Origin of the sequence: Hymenobacter terrenus, from assembly GCF_000972495.1 — a bacterium.
Lineage (GTDB): Bacteria > Bacteroidota > Bacteroidia > Cytophagales > Hymenobacteraceae > Hymenobacter > Hymenobacter terrenus.
Genome location: NZ_LATM01000001.1, coordinates 837,504 through 857,123 on the forward strand (window position 1 = coordinate 837,504; position 19,620 = coordinate 857,123).

Below are 19,620 nucleotides of genomic sequence, written 5' to 3' on the forward strand. Positions count from 1 at the left end.
CGTTCAGGTAATCTGCACCGCGCCGATGCGGGGCAATGCCCCGTCCGGATAAGTGCCAGGTATTCGGATTCTTTAAGTCCCAGTCGCATGAAAATTCTCCTCACCGGCGCCACCGGCTACATTGGTCAGCGTCTGCTCCCGATGCTGGCCGGCGCGGGCCACGATGTGGTCTGCCTCGTGCGCGACCCGCGCCGTTTTTCAGTATCCGAAATTCTGCCCGATTCCTTGCTCGACCGCGTGAGCGTGGCCCAGGGGGACCTGCTCAAGCCCGATTCGCTGGCGGAGGTACCGACCGACATCGACGCGGCATATTATCTCGTGCATTCCATGAGCGGCGGTAATGAGAACTTCTTTCATTTGGAGCAGCAGTCGGCGCACAATTTCACGCAGTATCTAAACACGACCACCGCCCGGCAAGTCATCTACCTCTCGGGTATTGCCAACGACCACGGCCTGAGCGTGCACCTGCGCTCACGCTTTGCCGTGGAAACGGTACTGGGCAAAGCCACTACGGCCAAGCTTACGGTGCTACGGGCCAGCATAATTATCGGCTCGGGGTCAGCTTCGTTTGAGATTATCCGCGACCTGGTAGAGAAGCTGCCGGTGATGGTGACGCCGCGCTGGCTGAACTCACGCTGCCAACCCATCGGCGTGCGCGACATCATGTTTTACCTAACCGAGGTGCTCGATAACCCCGCCTGTTTCGGCCGGGCTTTTGACGTGGGCGGGCCCGATGTGCTGGCTTACCGCGACATGCTGCTCGGGCTGGCCGCCGAACGCGGCTACAAACGCTGGATTGTGACGGTGCCGGTGCTCACGCCGCGGCTGTCGTCGTGGTGGCTCTACCTAGTCACGAGCACTACCTTCTCATTGGCCCAGAGTTTAGTCGAAAGCCTGAAAAACGACACCGTGTGTGACCCTGCCAAGAGCATCAGCGCCGTGGTGCCGCACGAGTGCATGAGCTACCGGGAGGCGCTGGCCCTGGCCTTCCAACGCATCGAACAAAACGAGGTGGTCAGCTCTTGGAGCGACGCGCTGAGTTCGGGTATCGTGCGCCAGAACTACATGGATGCCATGCAGATTCCGAAAAACGGCATGTTCTTCGACCGCTAGTTGATGCCTTTTCAACGGCCTGTGGCAGAGGTGCTCGAAAATATCTGGCGCATCGGCGGCGACCGGGGCTGGTACAAAACCGACTGGCTCTGGCGCCTGCGCGGCTTCCTGGATAAGGCTGTGGGCGGCGTGGGCCTGCGTCGGGGCCGCCGCTCACCCAGCCGCCTCCGCGCCGGCGACCCACTCGACTTCTGGCGCGTGCTGGTAGCCGACCGCGCCGGGCAGGGGCTGCTGCTGTACGCCGAAATGAAGCTGCCCGGCGAGGCCTGGCTGCAATTCCGCATCCTCGACCAACCTGATGGCAGCCACGCCGTGGAGCAGTTGGCCGCCTACCGCCCCCGCGGCCTGGCCGGGCGGCTGTACTGGTACTCGGTGCTACCGTTTCACGGCATCATCTTCAAAGGCATGGTAAAGAATTTGGTGCGGTACGGGGTGTAACGCGGACTGCGGGTCCGTCCAGCGGTATAATCCAGGGGACAGGCACACGGACTAACAGCGGCCACGCTACCCAAACACCGGCACCACGCGCCCCTCTTCCACCTTCAGCGCCGCGTCGTACTTCTTGCCGGTTTTCGAGGAAATAAAGCCTTTGATAACACTGGTTTCGCCGCGCCGCAGCAGCTGCTTGAGCTGTGTTTCGGTGAGCTGTTTGCCGCCCCACTCGAAGGCCACGCGGAACTGGCAGTCTTCGCGGAAGCGGGAGCACCCGTAGGCAGCCTTGCCCTTAAGCATGGTGCCGAGCTTGCACACCGGGCACGGAATCTGACCCGAATCGGGGGCGGCACCGGGCTTGCTATCGGCCACCAGCAGTAGCGTGGGCTGAAAGGCCGTGTCGAGCCCGATGGCGGCGTCGAACTTCTGGCCCTCGGCCCCGATAAAGCCTTTCATGACGGGCGTGCGGCCTTTGGCGAGCAGGGCTTTCACCTGTGGGTCGCTGAGCTTCTTGCCGTGCATTTCGGCGGGCAGGCGGAACGTGCAGCCCTCGCGGAAGCGTGCGCAGCCGAAGGCCGTTTTGCCGCGCAGCACGTAGCCGGTTTTGCAGGCCGGGCAGTAGCCGAGGCCATTGGCACCGGGCAGAATGGCAGCGCCAGCAGCTTTAGTCGCTTTAGTGCCGGTGAGGCCCGCCGGTACTTTACTGCCGCCGGTCGCGCCACTGGCCTGGCCTTGGCTGATGGCCAGCTCGGCGCTGCCAGAGGTTACCATGCGGCCGCGGCCATCGGTTTTTACTTCCTGCACCATCTCCCGCACCAGGGCAGACAGTTCGCCCAGGAAGTTTTCCGACGACAGCTCGCCCCGCTCAATCTGCCGCAGCTTGTGCTCCCACTGGCCGGTCAGCTCCGCCGATTTCAGGGTGGGGTTGCGAATTAGGCCAATCAGCTCCACGCCGGTGGGGGTGGGCACGATGCGCTTCTTTTCGCGCTTGATGTAGTTGCGTTTGAACAGCGTTTCGATGATGGCGGCGCGGGTGCTGGGGCGGCCGATGCCGTTTTCCTTCATGGCCTGGCGCAGCTCTTCGTCGTCGATGTTGCGGCCGGCCGTTTCCATGCCGCGCAGCAGGGTGGCTTCGGTGTAGTCTTTGGGCGGCTGAGTCATTTTGCTATCCAGCCGCGGCTCGTGGGGGCCGCTTTCGCCCTTCACGAAGTTCGGGAGCACCGTGGAAACGGCGTCATCTTCTTCTGCTGCCTGGTTGTTGGCACCGGGGGCCGGAGCCGGTTTAGGGGCCGCTTGCTGGGTGGGGTCGCCGTAGACGACGCGCCAGCCGGGGTTGAGAATCTGCCGGCCGCGCACGCGGAAGGGCCGCTCGGCGGCCTCGGCCAGCACGGTGGTGTTGCTCACCTCGCAATCGGGGTAGAAAGCGGCGATGAAGCGGCGCGCAATGATGTCGTACACGCTGGTTTCCATACCGCCGCTGGGGCCAGCCGCACCCGTCGGGATAATGGCGTGGTGGTCGGTGACTTTGTTGTTGTTGAAAACCTTGGGTGTTTTCGGAATCTTCGCGGCCAGCAGTGGCGCGGTGAGGCTTTCGTAGCCGATACCGCGCAGGATGCCAGGAATTTTCGCGTACTGGTCATCGGGCAAAAACGTGGTGTCGACGCGCGGGTAGCTCACGGCTTTCTTCTCGTACAGCGCCTGCACGATTTTCAGCGTATCCTCGGCCGAGAGGCCCAGTTGGTTGTTGCACTGCACTTGCAGCGAGGTCAAGTCGAAAAGGCGCGGCGGAGATTCGCGGCCTTTCTTAATCTCCACATCCGTGACGCGCAGCGGGGCCGGGCGCACGGCTTCCAAGGCTTCGCGGGCCTCTTCTTCGGTCACAAAATAGCCCAGGGCCCGCAGCCGCGACTTGGTATCGGGCGCGGCATCGGCGTCTTTGGCCTTGTCGGGCGCCGCCATGTGGCTGAACATAGTGCCCCGGTACTCGGTCCGCAGCACCCAATACGGCTCGGGCTTGAAGTTCTGGATTTCGTGCCAGCGCTCCACCAGCAGGGCCAGCGTGGGGGTTTGCACCCGCCCGATGCTCAGCAGCTGCTTGTCCTGGTAGGTGGTGTATTTGAGGGTGAAGAGGCGGGTGGCATTCAGGCCCAGCAGCCAGTCGCCCACGGCGCGGCTCTTGCCGGCCTGGTAGAGGCTGTCGAACTCCTTGGCCTCGCGCAGGTTTTGGAAACCCTGGCGGATGGCCTCCTCGGTGAGCGACGAAATCCAGAGGCGCTTCACGGGTTTGCGGCACTTGGCCTCCATCAGCACCCAGCGCTGAATCACCTCGCCTTCCTGCCCGGCGTCGCCGCAGTTGATGACTTCCGTGGCCTCGTCGACCAACTTCTTGATGGTGTGGAACTGCTTCACCACGCCCTCGTCGCGCCGCATGAGCTTGATGCCGAACGTGTCCGGAATCATGGGCAGGTTGTGCAGGCTCCAGCGCTTCCACTCGGGCTGGTAGTCGTCGGGCTCCTTGAGCTGGCAGAAGTGGCCGAACGTCCAGGTGACCTGGTAGCCGTTGCCTTCCATGTAGCCATCCATGCGGCGGGTGGCGCCCAGCACAGTAGCAATTTCACGGGCGACGCTGGGCTTTTCGGCAATGCAAACTATCACGGAATTCGGGTTGATTAATCTAACTGCACCGAAGGTTTTCGGGGTGCGGAATCAACAAAAATACGCGGCAAAAAGGTCGTTCGCACCGCGCCCGGCCCTGCTACTTCCGGGCATTCTGCACGTATGCCCTGGATTCCCTCTCTCCCCTCCTCATGATTTACCAAAAGCACTTCCAACTGCCGGCCCTGCGACGAGGCTTTCACCTCATCACCGACTATGTGTTGCGCGAACTGCCGGAGCTCCCGCAGGTGCGGGCGGGCTTGCTGCACGTATTCATTCAGCACACCTCGGCTAGCCTGTGCCTCAACGAAAACGCCGACCCCACGGTGCGGCACGATTTCGAACAGTTTTTTCACCGCCTGGCCCCCGAGAACGCGCCCTATTTCCGCCACAATTCCGAAGGCCCCGACGACATGCCCGCTCACCTCAAGGCCGCCCTGCTGGGCAGCAGCGTGAGTATCCCCGTGGCGCAGGGCCGCCTGGCGCTGGGCACCTGGCAGGGCATCTACCTGGGCGAGCACCGCGAGCACGGTGACCGCCGCTCGCTCGTGCTCACGCTACTGGGCGAGTGAGAAACAGTCGCTTTTCAACTCATCCAGAGTAAACAAGTGTATTTCATTTGCCATCCTCGGACGGTTTTTTCCATAAAGACATAATAGCCGCTACCGCCTAAAGAGGCCCGATGAATACCCGCGTAAAACACCGCGCACTTGCCTTCGGTGCTGAAAATAATATCTGACAGCGAGACCACCCCATAACTATTCTTGTTTTTGCGGTAGAAATATTTCCAGTTCCGCCATTTATCAGACCCAAAGAAATTGGGTCCTTCCAGTGTCACTGCGTGGCCCGGTACGATAATGGGCCCTGCCACGGCTTGCGCATTTTGTTCGAGCGCATCGAATTGCCGGCCCATGCGGGCCAGAGAAGTATCGGCCTGCAACCAATCCTTAAACTCCGAGCGCAGAGGCCCGAGTCCCCATGCCCAGACAGGCTTGGCATCGGACGTGGAGTTTGGTACCCGCACGGTTACGGGGAGTTGGGGTGGTGTCATCAACTCCACCAGTGATTCACTCCACTCTTTTTTGGTCGCCGGAATGACAACTACTGATTGGTATTTGCGACGAGGAGTCCGGTAATTCAATGAATCCTCGCTTGCAAATTCACCCTCTAGAAAGGCCGAATACACCTCCCCTTTCAGGTTGGCCGGCTGCTGCGTCTGCACGAGTAGCCCACTAAACACGAACAGCAGGACCAAGAGGGAAAGAATTATTCTCATATGACTGAAAAGTCGGAAAGTTAGCCACTAATTGCTGCCAGCGCGCTGCCCTCTGGCTTAGTTCAGGTGTTATTGCGCTACGGACTTCCGCGGCGCCCGCCGCCGCGCCGCTCGGCCCCCTCCGGCGCTCCGGCGTGGTACTATCCAGCTCGCGAAGCCCGTTCCGGAGCTCCGGAACAGCCATTTCAAGCCGGCGGTGCCTGTTCCGGTGGTCCGGAGTACGCTCCGCGGGGTGGCGAAGCCCAATCCGGAGGTCCGGAACGTACCATTTAGCTGAGCAAAGCCCATTCCGGACCTCCGGAATGGGCTTTGCTTTAAAAAACAGGCTGGCTTAGGCCTGCGGGGTTGTTGGCAAGGGCAGCTTTGCCTTTTTACTACCGCCCGTATCGGCCTTGCTGAAATCGAAAAACGCCGCCACCCGCTTGGGCTGCTCCGCATATTCGAGCAGCAGGGTGGCGTAGGTGCGGAACAGGGCCAGGCAGGTGGCCTCACGGCCGTCGTGGAGGTCGAGGCGCTGGGTGTCGGCGGCTTTGGTCATGCTGTCGGCGCGTTGCAGGGCAGCGGCGAGGGCCGCGAGCACGGTGCGGCCCTCCGTGCGCACGGGGGCCGGGACCACCGCGGGCCGGGCATCGAGCGCGTCGAGAAAGGCTGTGAAGGCATCTTCGACTTGGGTTTGGTTGCTTCTGGTAAGCCCCGAGCGGCCCTTGGGGAAGATGGCCAACAGGTCGGCGCTGCCGGGGTCGTAGGCGGGGTTGATGACTTTGCGCTCGGTCCGCTTCACGTAGGCCTTGAAGTCGGCCAGGGCTTGGGCCAGCGTGCTGGTCGTGGCCTGACCCTCGCCCGAGAGCTGGCCGGTGTGCGTGGCGCGATAGGCGGCGAGGGCCGCTTCCAGGGGTTCGGCCAGCGTTTTGTACTTGGAATTGGCCTCGGGCTGCAAGGCTTGCAGGGTGAAGGCTGCCATGTTGGCAAAGTCGGCGCGGTTGAGGCGCAGGTTGGGAAAGAAGTTCTCGAACCGGACGGCGTACTTGGGCTGGGGCATCAGAAAAGAGATGAGTAATGATGAATAAACCCAGCCGTAGCAAGGGCCTGGGCCGGAAGATAAAGAAAATCTTTTTAAAATAATACTGCCCGTCTGAAGCGCTCCGGGCCCGACCAGCCCGCTCAACACTGTTTAAGAAGCACTCAGCCGTGTGCAATCCAATCACCTGATAATCAAAAATGGCTTTTGTCCGACTTATTCCTATGTTGCTCTTAAACAGCTCAGCAGCACAAAACGGCCGGGGGCAGGCCGACGCCGCTCGGGCGGGACTGACTTGCTAACCCCATCCACAAAGGCCCGTACTATTCGCCATGACCCCGAACGACGCCGACTTTCATCCCGCTGCGCCGCTGCCTGAAATCCAGCCCGAGGCTGAGACGCGGACGCTGCCCATCATTGAGGAGGTAGCCCACATCCAGAAGGAGGTAGTGGAAACCGGTCGGGTGGTTATTCGCAAAACCGTGCACCACGACACCCAGACCGTGGATGTCCCGCTCCAGGAGGAACAGGTGCACGTAGAGCGCGTGCCCATCAACCAAGTAGTCGAAACGCCCCCCGAGGTGCGCTACGACGGCGACACCATGATTATTCCGGTGCTGCGCGAGGAAGTCGTCGTGACTACCCGCCTGGTGCTGGTGGAGGAGCTGCGCGTCCGCAAGCGTACCCTTACGCTCAGCCACCCCCAGGAGGTAAGCCTGCGCCGCGAAGAAGTCCACTACGAGCGCATCGAAGAGCCGCCCACGCCGCCGGCCGCCGTCTAACTATCCTTACTTATCCTAACATTCCTTTTCATTTCTTTCCACATTTTCATTTTCTAACAACATGGCCCAAACCGTAGTAGGCTTGTTCAACAGCGCTTCAGAAGCGCAGCAAGCCGTCCAGAAACTCATGTCCGCTGGCTTCGTGCAAAGCAATGTCGACGTAGCCGCCCAGGACGCTCAAAATGCCCAGCACCTGGCTGCCACCAACACCACGAACAACAATTCGGAAGATGGCATCGGCCAGTTTTTCAGCAACCTGTTTGGGGGTGATGACAACGACGACACCCGCGCCTACACCACCGCCACCCGCAGCGGCCGTTCGGTTGTGACGGTGCACGCTGCTTCGGCCGATGAGGCCGAGCGCGCCCGCGACATTCTCGATGATAATGGCGCCATCGATGTGCACGACCAGTCCTACAGCCAGGGCTATGCCGCCACCGGCGCTACCGCTGCCACGGGTGCTACTGCCACCACCGCCCACACCGGCACCGCGCAAAACACCCAGGCGCTGCCCATCATCGAAGAGAACCTCCAGGTTGGCAAGCGCGTGGAGCAAACCGGTGGGGCCCGCATCCGCAGCCGCATCATCGAAAAGCCCGTGGAGGAGCACATTCGCCTGCGTGAAGAGCACGTGAATGTGCAGCGCCGCGACGTGAACCGTCCCGCCACGGAAGCTGATTTTGCCGCTTTCAAAGAAGGTGAAATCAGCGTGACGGAATCGGCAGAGCGCGCCGTGGTGGCCAAAGAAGCCCACGTAGTAGGCGAGGTAACCGTCGGCAAAACGGCCACCGAGCGCGACGAAACCGTGCGCGGCACCGTGCGCAGCACCGATGTGCAAGTAGAGCAGCTCGGCGCCACCCAGACCCGTACCACGGTGAGCGACGATGACGACCTGACCAGCCACTAGTCAGTGGTATAATCCACTGATAGAACGGACGTCCTGCTCAGCAAGATTGTTCTGCTGAGCAGGACGTTCTTTTTGTGCCTCGCTACGCTATTTATAACCTGGCTAGCTTATACGCCAGCCGTCGGGGGGGCTTCTGCTGCTTGCGCCAGGCGCATCTTGCTGTGTTTCTTGCCGTAGCCGAAGTAAATGACCATGCCCAGCGCCAGCCACGCTATCAGCCGCAACCACGTTTCCCAAGGCAGCGAAGCCATCATCAATAAGCACACGATGATACCCAGAATGGGCACGACGGGCACCCACGGCGTGCGGAAGCTGCGGGGCGCATCGGGATTGGTACGGCGCATAATCATGACGCCGAGGCAAACCATCACGAAAGCGAGTAGCGTGCCAATACTGGTCATTTCGCCCACTACCGCGATGGGCACGAAGCCAGCAAACAGCGCAATGAAGGCCCCCAGCAGCAAGCTGGACTGGAACGGCGTATTAAAGCGCGGATGAATCCGGGAGAATACCGGCGGCAGCAGCCCGTCTTTCGACATCGAGAAAAACACCCGCGACTGCCCCAGCAAATCCACCAGAATCACCGAGGTATAGCCCACCAGAATGGCCAGAATCACGGCCGAGCTGAGCCAGGCGTAAGGCGTTTTTTCGATGGCAATGGCCACCGGAGCAGCGCTGTTTTTAAACTCCGTGTAGTTGGCCAGCCCTGTGAGGACATGCCCGAACAGCACGAACAGCACCGTACACACCGCCAGCGAGCCCAGGATGCCAACGGGCATGTTGCGCTGCGGATTCTTGGTTTCCTGCGCCATCGTGGCCACAATGTCGAAGCCGATGAATACGAAGAAAATGACGCCCGCTCCGCGCAAAATCCCGCTTAGCCCAAACTCTCCGAAGTTGCCCGTATTGGCCGGAATGTAGGGTTGGTAATTGGCCGGGTCGATGTATTGCCAACCCAGCGCGATAAATACCAACACCACCGCCACCTTCAGGGCCACCACTAGCGCATTGAACCACGCCGAGCCCTTGGTGCCCCGCGTGACGATGGCCGTAATAGCCAGCACGATGAGCATGGCCGGCACGTTCACAATACCCGACACCGTGGAGCCATCGGCCAGCGTGGCCGTTTCGAATGGCGACATCACCAGCCGGGCCGGAATGTGCAGCCCGTACTTGCCCAGAAATTTGATGAGGTACTGCGACCAGCTAATGGCCACCGTGGCCGCGCCCACCGAGTATTCCAGCACCAAATCCCAACCAATTATCCAGGCAAACAGCTCGCCCATCGTGGCGTAGGAGTAGGTGTAGGCACTGCCCGAAACGGGCACCAGCGCCGCAAATTCGGCGTAGCACAGTGCTGAGAAAGCACAGCCCACGGCCGCCACCACGAAGGAGAGTGTCACGGCCGGCCCGGCATTGTTCGCCGCCGCAATGCCCGTCAACGAAAACAACCCTGCCCCAATAATAACGCCGATGCCAATGGCAATCAGGCTGATGCCGTTGAGGCTGCGCTTGAGGGTATTGGCCCCCGTTTCGGCGGCTTCAGCGCGAAGCAGCTCTAGTGATTTTTTAAGCATGAATGATTGGACGCGCCGTTCGGGCACGCTAAATAGAAGTGCGCGAACGCACAAAAAATAACCCTGACCGTTTCGTAAGTCAGGAACTACGCCAGCACCTGAATCACCGACTCCGAGAACCGCTCCATCTCCTCCAACTGCGGGCTGGCTTGGAGCAGAAAGAAGTCCACGCCCACTGCTTCAAACGCGCCAATCCTGTCCTGAATCTGGGCGGGCGTGCCGGTGAGGCCGGTGCGCAGCCCGCGGTTCGATACCGAATAGTCGTGCAGCGACACTTGCTGCTCCAGCTGCGTGCCGGCTAGCCACTGCTGGTAGTTGTCGTAGCCAGCGGCCGAAGACTTCACGTTGGTGATGCGGTCCAGCTCCTGCTGCACGGCCTGCTCGGTGTCGCGCACGATGGTGTAGCCGGCCACGCCGAATTTCATGGGCGGCAGGCCTTTCTGCTCGCGGCGGCGGCGCATGTCGGCAATACGGGTTCCGATTTGCTCGGGCGAGTCGCCGTGCATCACGTAGCCGTCGCACTGCGTGGAGATGAGGTCTTTGGCCGCTTCCGACTCGCCACCGGCGTAGAGGAACGGGGCCTTGGCGGGCTTGGGTTGCAGCACGTTATCGGCCACCTGGTAGTACTTGCCGTCGTAGCTGAAATGGTCCTGCTTCCACACGTTGGTCACCACGTCGAGCCATTCGCGGGTGCGGGCGTACCGGTCGTCGTGCTGCTCGAAGTGCAGGCCGTACTTGGTGGCTTCGTCGCGCCACCACGAGGACACCACGTTGAGTGACAGCCGGCCCGGCGCAATCAGGTCGATGTTGGCGGCTTGCTTGGCCAGCAGCGCGGGGTTGTGGAAGGTGGGGCGCACGGCCACCATTATTTCCAGTTGCTCGGTCACGGCGGCCAGCGCGGCGGCTGTGCTCCAGGCTTCCAACGACGGGGCTTCCGTGCCCTTGATGTCATTCAGGTACAGCTCCGCGATGAGCGTGAGGTCGTAGCCCAGCGCCTCGCTGCGCTGCGCCAGCTTCTTGACGTAGCTCCAGTCGGTGGGCATCTGCTCGTCTTCCACGTTGCGCAGCCAGCCTCCAAAAATGGGCATCCAGTATCCGAATTTCATGTTTAGTTAAGTTAAATGGCCGTAGAATTGCCGTTTCGTATATTGTTAATTAGGTCCACTACTTGCGCCGAAACTGCGACCGGACAGCCCCAGTAATCGAAAATCCCGCCTTCTTTGGAGTTCTGTCCACAGGTGACGAAAACGCCGGTCCCGATTTCCGTCTTGATGAGCGTAGCCAACCAGCCCACAAACCCACTATTGTCAAGTCCGGGCGGAAAATGAAACCGAAATAGGGTGAAGGGCTCCTCCGATGCCGCGGTGGCCGGGACCAGGTAACTCCACACCTCATCGTCCCGAACGATTGCCAGCGCGTCGGCCACGACCCGGAATTCCGCCAGCGGCACCTCTTCAAACGAATACGGGACGGCATATAGCTTGAATTTGGCGGCCCGGATAACCTCCCGAAGTCTTACGCTGGTTTGTTCGGGTGTGTCTGCGCTTATGTACATAGAGGACGTTTGTAGAAGAGGTTCAGCTAATCCGGCCGTCAGTTTCGGCGGTGCCACGCTCCGCGTTCCAGGTTAGAGGGCGATGCAAACCTTACCGAAGTGCCGTCCTTCGCTCAGGTGCGTGAAGGCTTCTTTGAATTCGGCAAAGGGAAATACTCGGTCGATGACGGGATGTAGCTGGGCGCTGGCAATGTCCCGGTTCAGGTTCTGGAACATGGCGGTCGAACCGACTTCGATGCCTTGCAAGCGGATGTGCTTGCCCATGATTTTCTCGGTATTGATTTCGCCTTTTATACCTTCGATGAGACCAATCAGCGAAATGGTACCCGCCACCGCTACTGCTTCGATGGACTTATTGATGTTGGTAGCCCCAACCACCTCCACCACGTGGTTTACGCCCCGCCCGTTGGTGAGGTCCAGCACTTGCCGGGGCCAATCCGGCGTGGTAACGTAGTTGATACGGTGCCGGGCCCCAAGTTGCGCCACCCGGCTCAGCTTCTCGTCGCTGCTCGAAATCACAATGACTTCGGCCCCGGAGAGCAGCGCGAACTGCAACGAAAACAGGGAGATACCGCCCGTTCCCTGAATAAGCACGGTGTCGCCGGCTTTGATAGTGCCCTCCTCAATCAGGCCATGCCAGGCGGTGAGCGCAGCGCAAGGCAGCGTAGCCGCTTCTTCGTAGCTCAGGTAGGCGGGGACGGCAATTACATCGCCCTCCCCTAGCACGGCGTACTCCGTCAAAAACCCGTCGAAGCTGGCGCCACCGGGGGCCCGCAGCAAGCCTTCGGGTACCAAGCGGCCACTAATCCAGTTGGGTAAGAATAACCCCGCCACCCGGTCGCCGGTCTGGACCCGCGTCACGGCAGCACCTACTTCCACCACTTCGCCGGCCCCGTCCGAAACCGGAATTCGCCCGGTGGGCGGTTTCCAGCGGTCGAACCCATTGACGACGAGCAAGTCGCGGTAATTGAGCGAAACGGCCCGCACTCGCACCCGAATCTGGTTGGGAGCCAGTGCTTCGGGGGCGCGCTGCACCATTCGCAGGGAATCAATGCCGTAGCCTTCCCCTATTTCGACAACGTTCATACTAATTCAGCAACGGGCTGGAGCTGCGCTTCGAGGTAGTCTACGAAGCGGGCGTAAGGGTCGAAACCGACCACGTTCACAGCATCGGCCACAAAGTTCGACAGCGCGTTGATGTCGTAGAACAGCACGTCGCCGGTGCGGTCGTCGATGAGGTACTCGATGCCGCCCACGTCGATTTTGGCGGCGGCTACGATGCGCTCCACCGCGGCAATCACCTCGGCTGGCGGCGTGAAGGCTTCTACTTGAATACCTTTTTTCGGGGCCTCGGTCAGGCAAAATTCCGCCGTTTGCTCCTCGGGAATCTGACAGATCTCGGCCGGGCACAGGTTGAAGCTTTCGCCGGTGGTATACACCTTCATGGCGTAGAGAAACCGGCCGTCCAGCGTTTCCACGCGGTGGATGTTGCCGCCGCGGGGCGTCACGTACTCCTGCACCAGGGCGGTTTGGTCGATGCCGAGGTCAATCTGGTTGGCGTCCACGGCCGCTTGCAGGCCCTCCAGCGTGTCGAACCGGATGATGCCCGCCCCACTGCCGCCAATGTTCACCTTCACCACGATGGGGAAGCGCAGCTCCCGGGCCGCGTCCACCGCCCGCGAGGCGTGGTTGATGACCCGCGAAGCCGGATACTTCAGCCCCAGCGACTCAAACAGCGACAGTTGCCGCGCCTTATTGGTTTCAATAGCGGTAGCCGCCGAACCGTTGATGATGCGCGTGCCGATGCGTTCGAGGTGAGTGGCGTAGCCCGCCGTGTGGAAAATGCCCTGCCCGTGCCCACGCAGGTAGGCCGAGGAACTCATGCGGTTCACCACGAGGCTGTAGCGGCTTTCCTTTTCCGAGGGGTTGAAGAGATGGTGGGCGGCGTCGATTTTCTCGTAAGGCAGCCCGCGGCGGTCCAGCTCAGCGAACAGCGGCTTGAACCATTCAGGATGCTCGAAATAAATACCAATGGGCTTTTGCGGAGATGACATAAACTTGATTTTGGAACGAATTGAGTAAGACAACAAATCAGCCGTAGAATTGGCGACCGCAGGTGCTGATATTGTGTTGGACAGGGCCTGTGATAAAGTGATAGTCCAATGATAAAACAGTAGCCGAATGGCGCGGACGCCGAAACCGCTCCTGTCTCTACACGTTGCGGCGCTGCTGCCGACAAACCCACGAAACGACTATCAGTAAAAAGGAAGCTTACTCCCTACCGACCCGAATAATCAGCGCGAAACCTATGCCCAACAACAACAGCCCGCAACGGCCAGACGGACGCAGAGCGGCCGGGCGGTGAAAGCAGTTAGCGGAGCAATTAGGTTATTGGCAGCGTCCACGGCAACTTGTTTTTATATTAGCAGGACTTGGCACCGTGCCCGCAATTGCGGGGGGTTGCCGACGCTTCATTGAGCCTGTCTCTCAGCGCCTCTGTATAAAAACAATCCTTTGGGGAGAAAGAATTGATGGGTCAAAGGTAAGAACGGACGGTTAATGTCAATGCCTGCCCAGGGTTCGTCCGAATGGAAAATGAAGCTCCGCAGCCCCGGCTTGCAGATGCCACCCGCCACAAACAAAAAGAACGTCGTGCGGGCACGACGTTCTTCCTTGATTCAGTAAAGGTTGATTCCGAGCTGGTCTATACCTTTTTAAAGCCATCCTTAGCAGCTTTGTCTTCGATGGTCTTCATGCGCTTCTCGGTGTCCGGGTGTGAGGAAAACAGTTGTTGCATCTTGTCACTCTTGGCGCCGCCGGCTTGTTCGGCGGCCACCAGCTTGCCGAAGGCCGAAGCCAGGGCGTAGGGGTTTTTGCCCTGCTTCTTGAGCAACTCGTAGCCGAAGGCATCGGCGGCACTTTCCTGGCTGCGCGAAAATGTAGCGGTGGTCAGGGCCTGGCCCACGGCGCCGAGACGCGAATTGCTGAGCGCGCCGGCCGTGCCACCCTGCGACGACGCGCCCTCTTTGGCGGCCGACGTGAGCAGCGCCGTCTTCATGGCGTCCTTGGAGTCGTGGTTTTTTACGTGACCAATCTCGTGGCCAATTACACCGAGCACCTCGTCGTCGGTCATGGCCTGCATCAGGCCGGCGCATACGCGCACGCTGCCGTCGGCGCAGGCAAAGGCATTGATGTCGCGCACCTCGTACACCTTGTAGTTGAGGCTGAGCCCCTCATACATCTTGAGGTTGGCCGTGATTTTTTCGAGGCGCTTGGTGAGCGGCGACGAGGCCGGCGCTACGGGGTTGTTGGTGTCGGACCAGGTCACGAACTGTTTGGTTTCGGCTACCACTTGCTCATCGGAAAGAGTGGCGGCCTTGACCGCTTTCACTCCCGCCCCAAGGCTGCTGGTGTTGAGCTTGAACTGGGCAAAAGCTGGAGATGACGCAGCGGTTAGCACGGCCGCCGCCAATAAGGTTAGGAAAGGTTGACGCATAAAAGAAGCAAAGTGAAAAAAAATATTGGGCAAATGTAAGTAGCCCTACATCACTCTGCCTAACCTTCTGCTTCCAATTCCACCACACCAAGCCGGCTTACTAGCGCCGTAAAGCCAGCCTCACGCCACCCATTAGCCAGCGAGAAGGCATCTGGGCACCCAGCAAATCAGAGTACTGCTCGTTGAACAAGTTTTGCACCTGGCCCGTGAGCCACAGTCGCTTCGGCAGCAAAGCAACCTCTAGGCGAGCATTGAACACCAGGTATTCCGTGCGCTGGGTGCGGTTGATGGCCGCGGCGGCGCTGCCATCGCGCTGCTTCCACAGGCCGCTCACGCTGCCATTCACCCGGGTGGAAGTGAGGCCTACTGTACCCGAAATGACGTGGCGGGCGATGTTGGCCAGGTACTGAGAAGCAATATCTTCGGCGTTGGTAACGTGCACGTACGTGTGGCCCACGCTACCATCGAAGCGAATTTTTGGAGTGAAGGAATGCGCGTACGCTAGCTCCGTCTCCAAGCCCTGAGTGGTCACCTCGAATAGGTTCTGAGCGTAGCGGTAGGTGCTGGCGGGGTTGAGATTGGTGAGGCCACTGGCTTCGATGACCTGGCCACCGGGCGTGGGCACGTAGTCAATTTGGTTGTTGCCCTTGCGCAAAAAGTAGGTAGCCTTGGCCGTGAGGCCGGGCAGTGGACGGTAGTCAGCGCCAATTTCGTAATTCAGCGTGCGCTCAGCCTGCAGGCGGGCATTACCCACGTTGAAGCCAGTGGGCACTATGCCGGCCCGGCCGTTTGAGTTGTAGCGCTCCGTGAAATCAGGCGCTCGAATGGCACGGCCAATGGCCCCGCGCACGGTCAGCACCTCCCCTATTTGCTGGCTGACGTTGAGCTGCGGCACCAGCTCGGTGCCGTAGGCTTGGTCGTGGTCGAGGCGCAGGCCACCGGTGAGGGCCAGACCGGGGGTGGGCGTCACGGCTACTACGCCGAAGCCAGCGTAGTGCCACTGTGCGTGGTTGCCCCGGTCGTTGCTCTCCACGGCCCGGCGGTCGGCCTGGCCGCCCAGCGTAGCCCGCACCTTATCGGAGAATTGCTGCTGGTGGCTCAGCAGCACGTTGGTGTAATGTGTGAGGTGGTCGTTGGCAACCGACGTAGGCGTGAACACGTAATAGTCGGTGCCTCGGCTGGCCGAAACCTGAGCCTCGGTCCGGGCGCGCTCGTTGTGCTGGTACCGAATTTGGCCCTGGTACCAGTCCTTGTTCGTAGTTTCCCGCGACTGGTCGGCCGCACTGGTCGTGTAGAAATACTGGGCGCTGTAGTCGCGGCGGTCGAGGCTGGCGCGGGCGGCCAGGCTCAGCTTGGCCGTGAGGTCGTAGGCGGCAGATAGCGAATATGTTTTCAGGTTGGCATCGCTGCGCTGGGTGCTGGGGGCATCGCGCGGCTGGCCGTCGGTAGTGTTTAGCAGAATGCCGCCACCCAGGCGTAGGCGGTTCTGGGCCAGGAAGCCACCTGTGCTGGTGTGCCACAGGTTCCACTCGCCACGCATGGTTGTGCTGGTGAGCTCAGCCTCGTGGCGGCGCTCGGTGGCGGCAAAGGTTTTGGTGACGATGTTAATAACGCCGCCCACGGCATCGGGCCCGTAGAGAGCAGCCCCCGCGCCACGGATGATTTCAATCTGCTCAATCTCGGCCGGGGTGATGGGCAAATATGCCCCAAAGTGACCCGTGAGCGGGTCGTTCAGCCGCATGCCATCGAGCAGGAAAAGGACTTGATTGAAAGTGCTGCCGCGCAGGCTCACGTCAGCCTGGGCTCCGAAACTGCCGCGGCTCTGCACCTCCAGCGCCGGCAGGCAGCGCAGCAAGTCATCAATGGAATTGACCGGGTAGCGCGCGATGCTGGTGCTGGGAATAACCGTGACGGCGCGCCCGGTCTGGTTGCCCGGCTGGCTCAGGCGGGAAGCGTAAACCGTGACTTCACGCAGGGCCCGGCTGCTGTCGGCGGGCGTCTGGGCCAGGGCGTTGAAGGCCGATAAATAACAAAAAACAAGAGCAGCGTAACGCGTAAGTGGCATTCAGCAGAAAGTTGATGAGGCCACAAACTTACGGGTGCCGGCTTCGCGGACGAGCGCGGCGAGCATCTGGCAGGAGTGCGCGGCCCCGTTTGCTCGCCGCATCCGGGCGCGAAGCCGGTGTTTTGCACGACAGCATGCGGTGGGCTATTACGCGCTACTTTCGTGGGTAGAACAGGCAACGTCACGCCCGCGGGCGAAGCCTTCGCGAACCTCTTATTTTCAATCAGCTTTCTCTTCAATGAAGCAACATTTTGTGCTGGGCCTCCTGGCCGTAGTGGCCGGCAGCTCGGCCCAGGCGCAGGCTCCCACCCCGCCGGCCGCGAAGCCAGAGTCCCCCTACCGTGCTTCGGCCACTAAGATTAACGACCTGGTACACACCAAGCTTGATGTGCGCTTCGACTACGCCAAGCGCTACCTTTACGGCAAGGAATGGGTTACGCTGAAGCCCCACGCCTACCCCACCGATTCGCTCCGACTCGACGCCAAAGGCATGGACATTAAGGCGGTAGCCCTGATGAATGGCGAGCAACAGCAGCCCCTGAAATATACCTACACCGATGCCGCCAATCTGCGCATCAACCTGGGTAAAACTTTCAAGCCGGGCGAAGCTTATACTATTTACATCGACTACACATCCAAGCCGGATGAGCTGAAAGTGGAAGGCAGTGCCGCCATCAGCGACGCGAAGGGCCTGTATTTCATCAACCCGGATAGCGCCGTGGCGGGCAAGCCCGTCCAAATCTGGACGCAGGGCGAGACCGAAGGCTCGTCAGCCTGGTTTCCGACCATCGACCGGCCCAACCAGAAAACCACCGAGGAAATCAGCATGACCGTGCCCAGCAAATACGTCACGCTGAGCAACGGCCGGCTGGTAAGCTCGACGCCCGCCGGGCCCGGCCTGCGCACCGATACCTGGAAGATGGAGCTGCCCCACGCCCCCTACCTCTTCATGATGGCCGTGGGCGACTTCAAAATCTACAAGGACACCTGGCGCGGCAAGGAGCTGAGCTACTACCTCGAACCCAAATACGCGCCCTTCGCCAAGCAGATTTTTGGCAATACACCCGACATGCTGGAATTCTATTCGACCCGCCTCGGCGTGGAATTCCCGTGGAATAAATACGCCCAGATTGTGTGCCGCGATTACGTGAGCGGGGCCATGGAAAACACCACCGCCACCCTGCACGGCGAACAAGTGCAGCTGACGGACCGCGAGCTGCTCGACCGCGAATACTCCGGCGAATCGGTAATTGCCCACGAGCTGTTTCACCAGTGGTTTGGCGACTACGTGACGGCGGAATCCTGGGCTAATATCACGGTGAATGAGTCGATGGCCGACTTTTCCGAAGGGCTTTACGCCGAGCACAAGTACGGCCGCGACGCCGCCGATGCCCATTACTACCGCTACCTGCGCCGCTACATCGCCAGCCCGCGCGACGCCACCAAGAACCTCGTCCGCTTTCACTACGACCAGCAGGAAGAGGTGTTTGACTTGGTGAGCTACCAGAAAGGCGGAGCCATTGTGGACATGCTGCGCACCTACCTGGGCGACGACGTATTCTTCGCCGGCCTGCAGAAGTACCTGAAGGATAACGCCCTCGGCAACGGGGAGGCGCACCAGATGCGCCTGGCTTTCGAAGCCGTGTCGGGCCAGGACCTGAACTGGTTCTACAACCAGTGGTATTTCGCGCCAGGCCACCCCGTAGTGACCATCGACTACACCTGGGACGCGGCCAAGAAGGTGCAGTCCGTCACGGTGAAGCAGACCCAGGACGGCCAGATTTTCCGCCTGCCCTTTACCATAGACTACTACGTGGGCGGCAAGGTGCTGCACCAAGCTGTGACGATGACCGAAGCCACCCAAACCTTCAGCATGCTCCTCTCGGCCAAGCCACAACTGGTAAACGTGGACGCCAATAAGAAAACGCTGTGGCAGAAAACCGATAACAAGTCCCTGGAGGAGTATGTGTATCAATACAGCCATGCTCCCTTGTTCGTGGACCGGGCGGAAGCCATCGTGGCGGCGGCCAAACAGCAAACTACCAACGCGGCCGCCCGTGGCGTGTTGCTGGCCGCGCTCAACGATAAGTTCTACGGCCTGCGCGAAACCGTGGCGGGGGGCTTAAATCTGGCGGATAAAGGCGTTGCCAAAGCCGCTGCCCCCGCCCTCCGCAAGCGCGCTGCTACCGAAAAAGAACCGGCGGTGCTTGCGGAGCTGCTCACGGCCCTGGCGCAGCTGAAGGACAAGAAAGACCAGAATTTCTTCGTTCAGCAGCTCAATAGCCAGTCGTATGGCGTGCAGGGGGCGGCCCTCCGCGCGCTGGCCACTGTGCAGCCCGCCGAGGCGCTTGCCCGGGCCAAGACGTACGAAGCCGATGACCACGCCTCTCTTACGCAAGCTGTGATGGAGGTGTACGCCAAGAATGGCACCTCAGCGCAATGGCCCTACGTACGCGACAAGTTCGATGCGGCCCGGCCCCAAGGCAAGTTCAGCATGATAGAGCCTCTGGCGGGCATGATTGGCCGCCTCGACGACCCTACAGCCATAAACGACGGCATAGCCCGGCTGAAAGACCTCGCCGTCAAGTACAAAGCTTACGGTGCCGACCAGCCAGTACTAGGCCTGCTGCAAGGCATCGCCAAGGCGCAGGCTGGCCGCGCACATGCCACCGAAGCCCAGCAAGCCGTTGAGAAGGCCGTAGCGGACATTCAGGCGGCGAAATAGCCACACCGCCCCAAACGCG

16 protein-coding genes and 1 riboswitch are annotated in these 19,620 nt (G+C 60.6%); of the genes, 6 read left to right on the forward strand and 10 right to left on the reverse strand.

The annotated features are described in order from the left end of the window. Positions 1-87: 87 nt before the first annotated feature. A complete protein-coding gene (locus WX88_RS03600) occupies positions 88-1,113 on the forward strand; it encodes an NAD(P)H-binding protein (RefSeq protein ID WP_316932303.1) in 1,026 nt (341 codons plus the stop codon). Between the two features lie 3 nt (positions 1,114-1,116). Beyond that, positions 1,117-1,551, forward strand: coding sequence for a DUF2867 domain-containing protein (locus tag WX88_RS31925; RefSeq protein WP_316932304.1), 435 nt, complete (start codon positions 1,117-1,119; stop codon positions 1,549-1,551). Positions 1,552-1,617: 66 nt separating this feature from the next. Here the strand turns inward: WX88_RS31925 and WX88_RS03605 are convergent, their stop codons facing one another. After that, positions 1,618-4,200 carry a type IA DNA topoisomerase gene (locus WX88_RS03605; protein WP_046242841.1) on the reverse strand — a complete coding sequence of 861 codons (2,583 nt, stop codon included), beginning with the start codon at positions 4,198-4,200 and terminating at the stop codon, positions 1,618-1,620. 152 nt (positions 4,201-4,352) lie between these two features. Here WX88_RS03605 and WX88_RS03610 point away from each other — a divergent pair, with 152 nt between their 5' ends. Continuing rightward, positions 4,353-4,772, forward strand: a complete 420-nt coding sequence (locus WX88_RS03610) for a secondary thiamine-phosphate synthase enzyme YjbQ (RefSeq protein WP_046242842.1) — start codon at positions 4,353-4,355, stop codon at positions 4,770-4,772. A 14-nt stretch (positions 4,773-4,786) separates the two neighbouring features. On the opposite strand, the gene WX88_RS03615 is transcribed toward WX88_RS03610, so the two are convergent. Beyond that, positions 4,787-5,455, reverse strand: a complete 669-nt coding sequence (locus tag WX88_RS03615; protein WP_156175926.1) for a hypothetical protein — start codon at positions 5,453-5,455, stop codon at positions 4,787-4,789. Positions 5,456-5,807: 352 nt separating this feature from the next. Further along, entirely contained in the window at positions 5,808-6,515 is a 708-nt protein-coding gene (locus WX88_RS03620; RefSeq protein ID WP_046242844.1) for a hypothetical protein, read from the reverse strand. Positions 6,516-6,826: 311 nt separating this feature from the next. Here WX88_RS03620 and WX88_RS03625 point away from each other — a divergent pair, with 311 nt between their 5' ends. After that, entirely contained in the window at positions 6,827-7,276 is a 450-nt protein-coding gene (locus WX88_RS03625; protein WP_082115820.1) for a YsnF/AvaK domain-containing protein, read from the forward strand. A 61-nt stretch (positions 7,277-7,337) separates the two neighbouring features. Beyond that, a complete protein-coding gene (locus WX88_RS03630) occupies positions 7,338-8,183 on the forward strand; it encodes a YsnF/AvaK domain-containing protein (RefSeq protein ID WP_046242845.1) in 846 nt (281 codons plus the stop codon). Between the two features lie 107 nt (positions 8,184-8,290). Here WX88_RS03630 and WX88_RS03635 read toward each other — a convergent pair whose 3' ends face one another. From WX88_RS03635 to WX88_RS03665, 7 genes are all read right to left on the reverse strand, one after another. After that, complete coding sequence (locus tag WX88_RS03635) at positions 8,291-9,760, reverse strand: amino acid permease (protein ID WP_046242846.1); 1,470 nt, start codon at positions 9,758-9,760, stop codon at positions 8,291-8,293. 86 nt (positions 9,761-9,846) lie between these two features. Then, entirely contained in the window at positions 9,847-10,866 is a 1,020-nt protein-coding gene (locus tag WX88_RS03640; RefSeq protein ID WP_046242847.1) for an LLM class flavin-dependent oxidoreductase, read from the reverse strand. 11 nt (positions 10,867-10,877) lie between these two features. Further along, the gene (locus tag WX88_RS03645; protein WP_046242848.1) at positions 10,878-11,315 is read right to left on the reverse strand and encodes a DUF6196 family protein; all 438 of its coding nucleotides are present in this window, start codon (positions 11,313-11,315) and stop codon (positions 10,878-10,880) included. A 72-nt stretch (positions 11,316-11,387) separates the two neighbouring features. Further along, positions 11,388-12,401, reverse strand: coding sequence for a zinc-dependent alcohol dehydrogenase family protein (locus tag WX88_RS03650; protein WP_046242849.1), 1,014 nt, complete (start codon positions 12,399-12,401; stop codon positions 11,388-11,390). Then, on the reverse strand, positions 12,398-13,369 hold the full coding sequence (locus WX88_RS03655; RefSeq protein WP_046242850.1) for an ATP-grasp domain-containing protein: 972 nt from the start codon (positions 13,367-13,369) through the stop codon (positions 12,398-12,400). The genes WX88_RS03650 and WX88_RS03655 overlap by 4 nt, the downstream gene beginning before the upstream one ends. A gap of 360 nt (positions 13,370-13,729) precedes the next feature. Then, a riboswitch (SAM riboswitch) is annotated at positions 13,730-13,822 on the reverse strand. A gap of 197 nt (positions 13,823-14,019) precedes the next feature. Further along, a complete protein-coding gene (locus WX88_RS03660; RefSeq protein WP_046242851.1) occupies positions 14,020-14,811 on the reverse strand; it encodes a M48 family metallopeptidase in 792 nt (263 codons plus the stop codon). Positions 14,812-14,911: 100 nt separating this feature from the next. Continuing rightward, positions 14,912-16,876 carry a TonB-dependent receptor plug domain-containing protein gene (locus WX88_RS03665; protein WP_046242852.1) on the reverse strand — a complete coding sequence of 655 codons (1,965 nt, stop codon included), beginning with the start codon at positions 16,874-16,876 and terminating at the stop codon, positions 14,912-14,914. Positions 16,877-17,114: 238 nt separating this feature from the next. Between WX88_RS03665 and WX88_RS03670 the strand changes: the two genes are divergently transcribed. After that, positions 17,115-19,601 (forward strand): M1 family aminopeptidase, encoded by a 2,487-nt coding sequence (locus WX88_RS03670; protein ID WP_046242853.1) that lies wholly within the window; start codon positions 17,115-17,117, stop codon positions 19,599-19,601. The last annotated feature ends 19 nt before the right edge of the window (positions 19,602-19,620 follow it).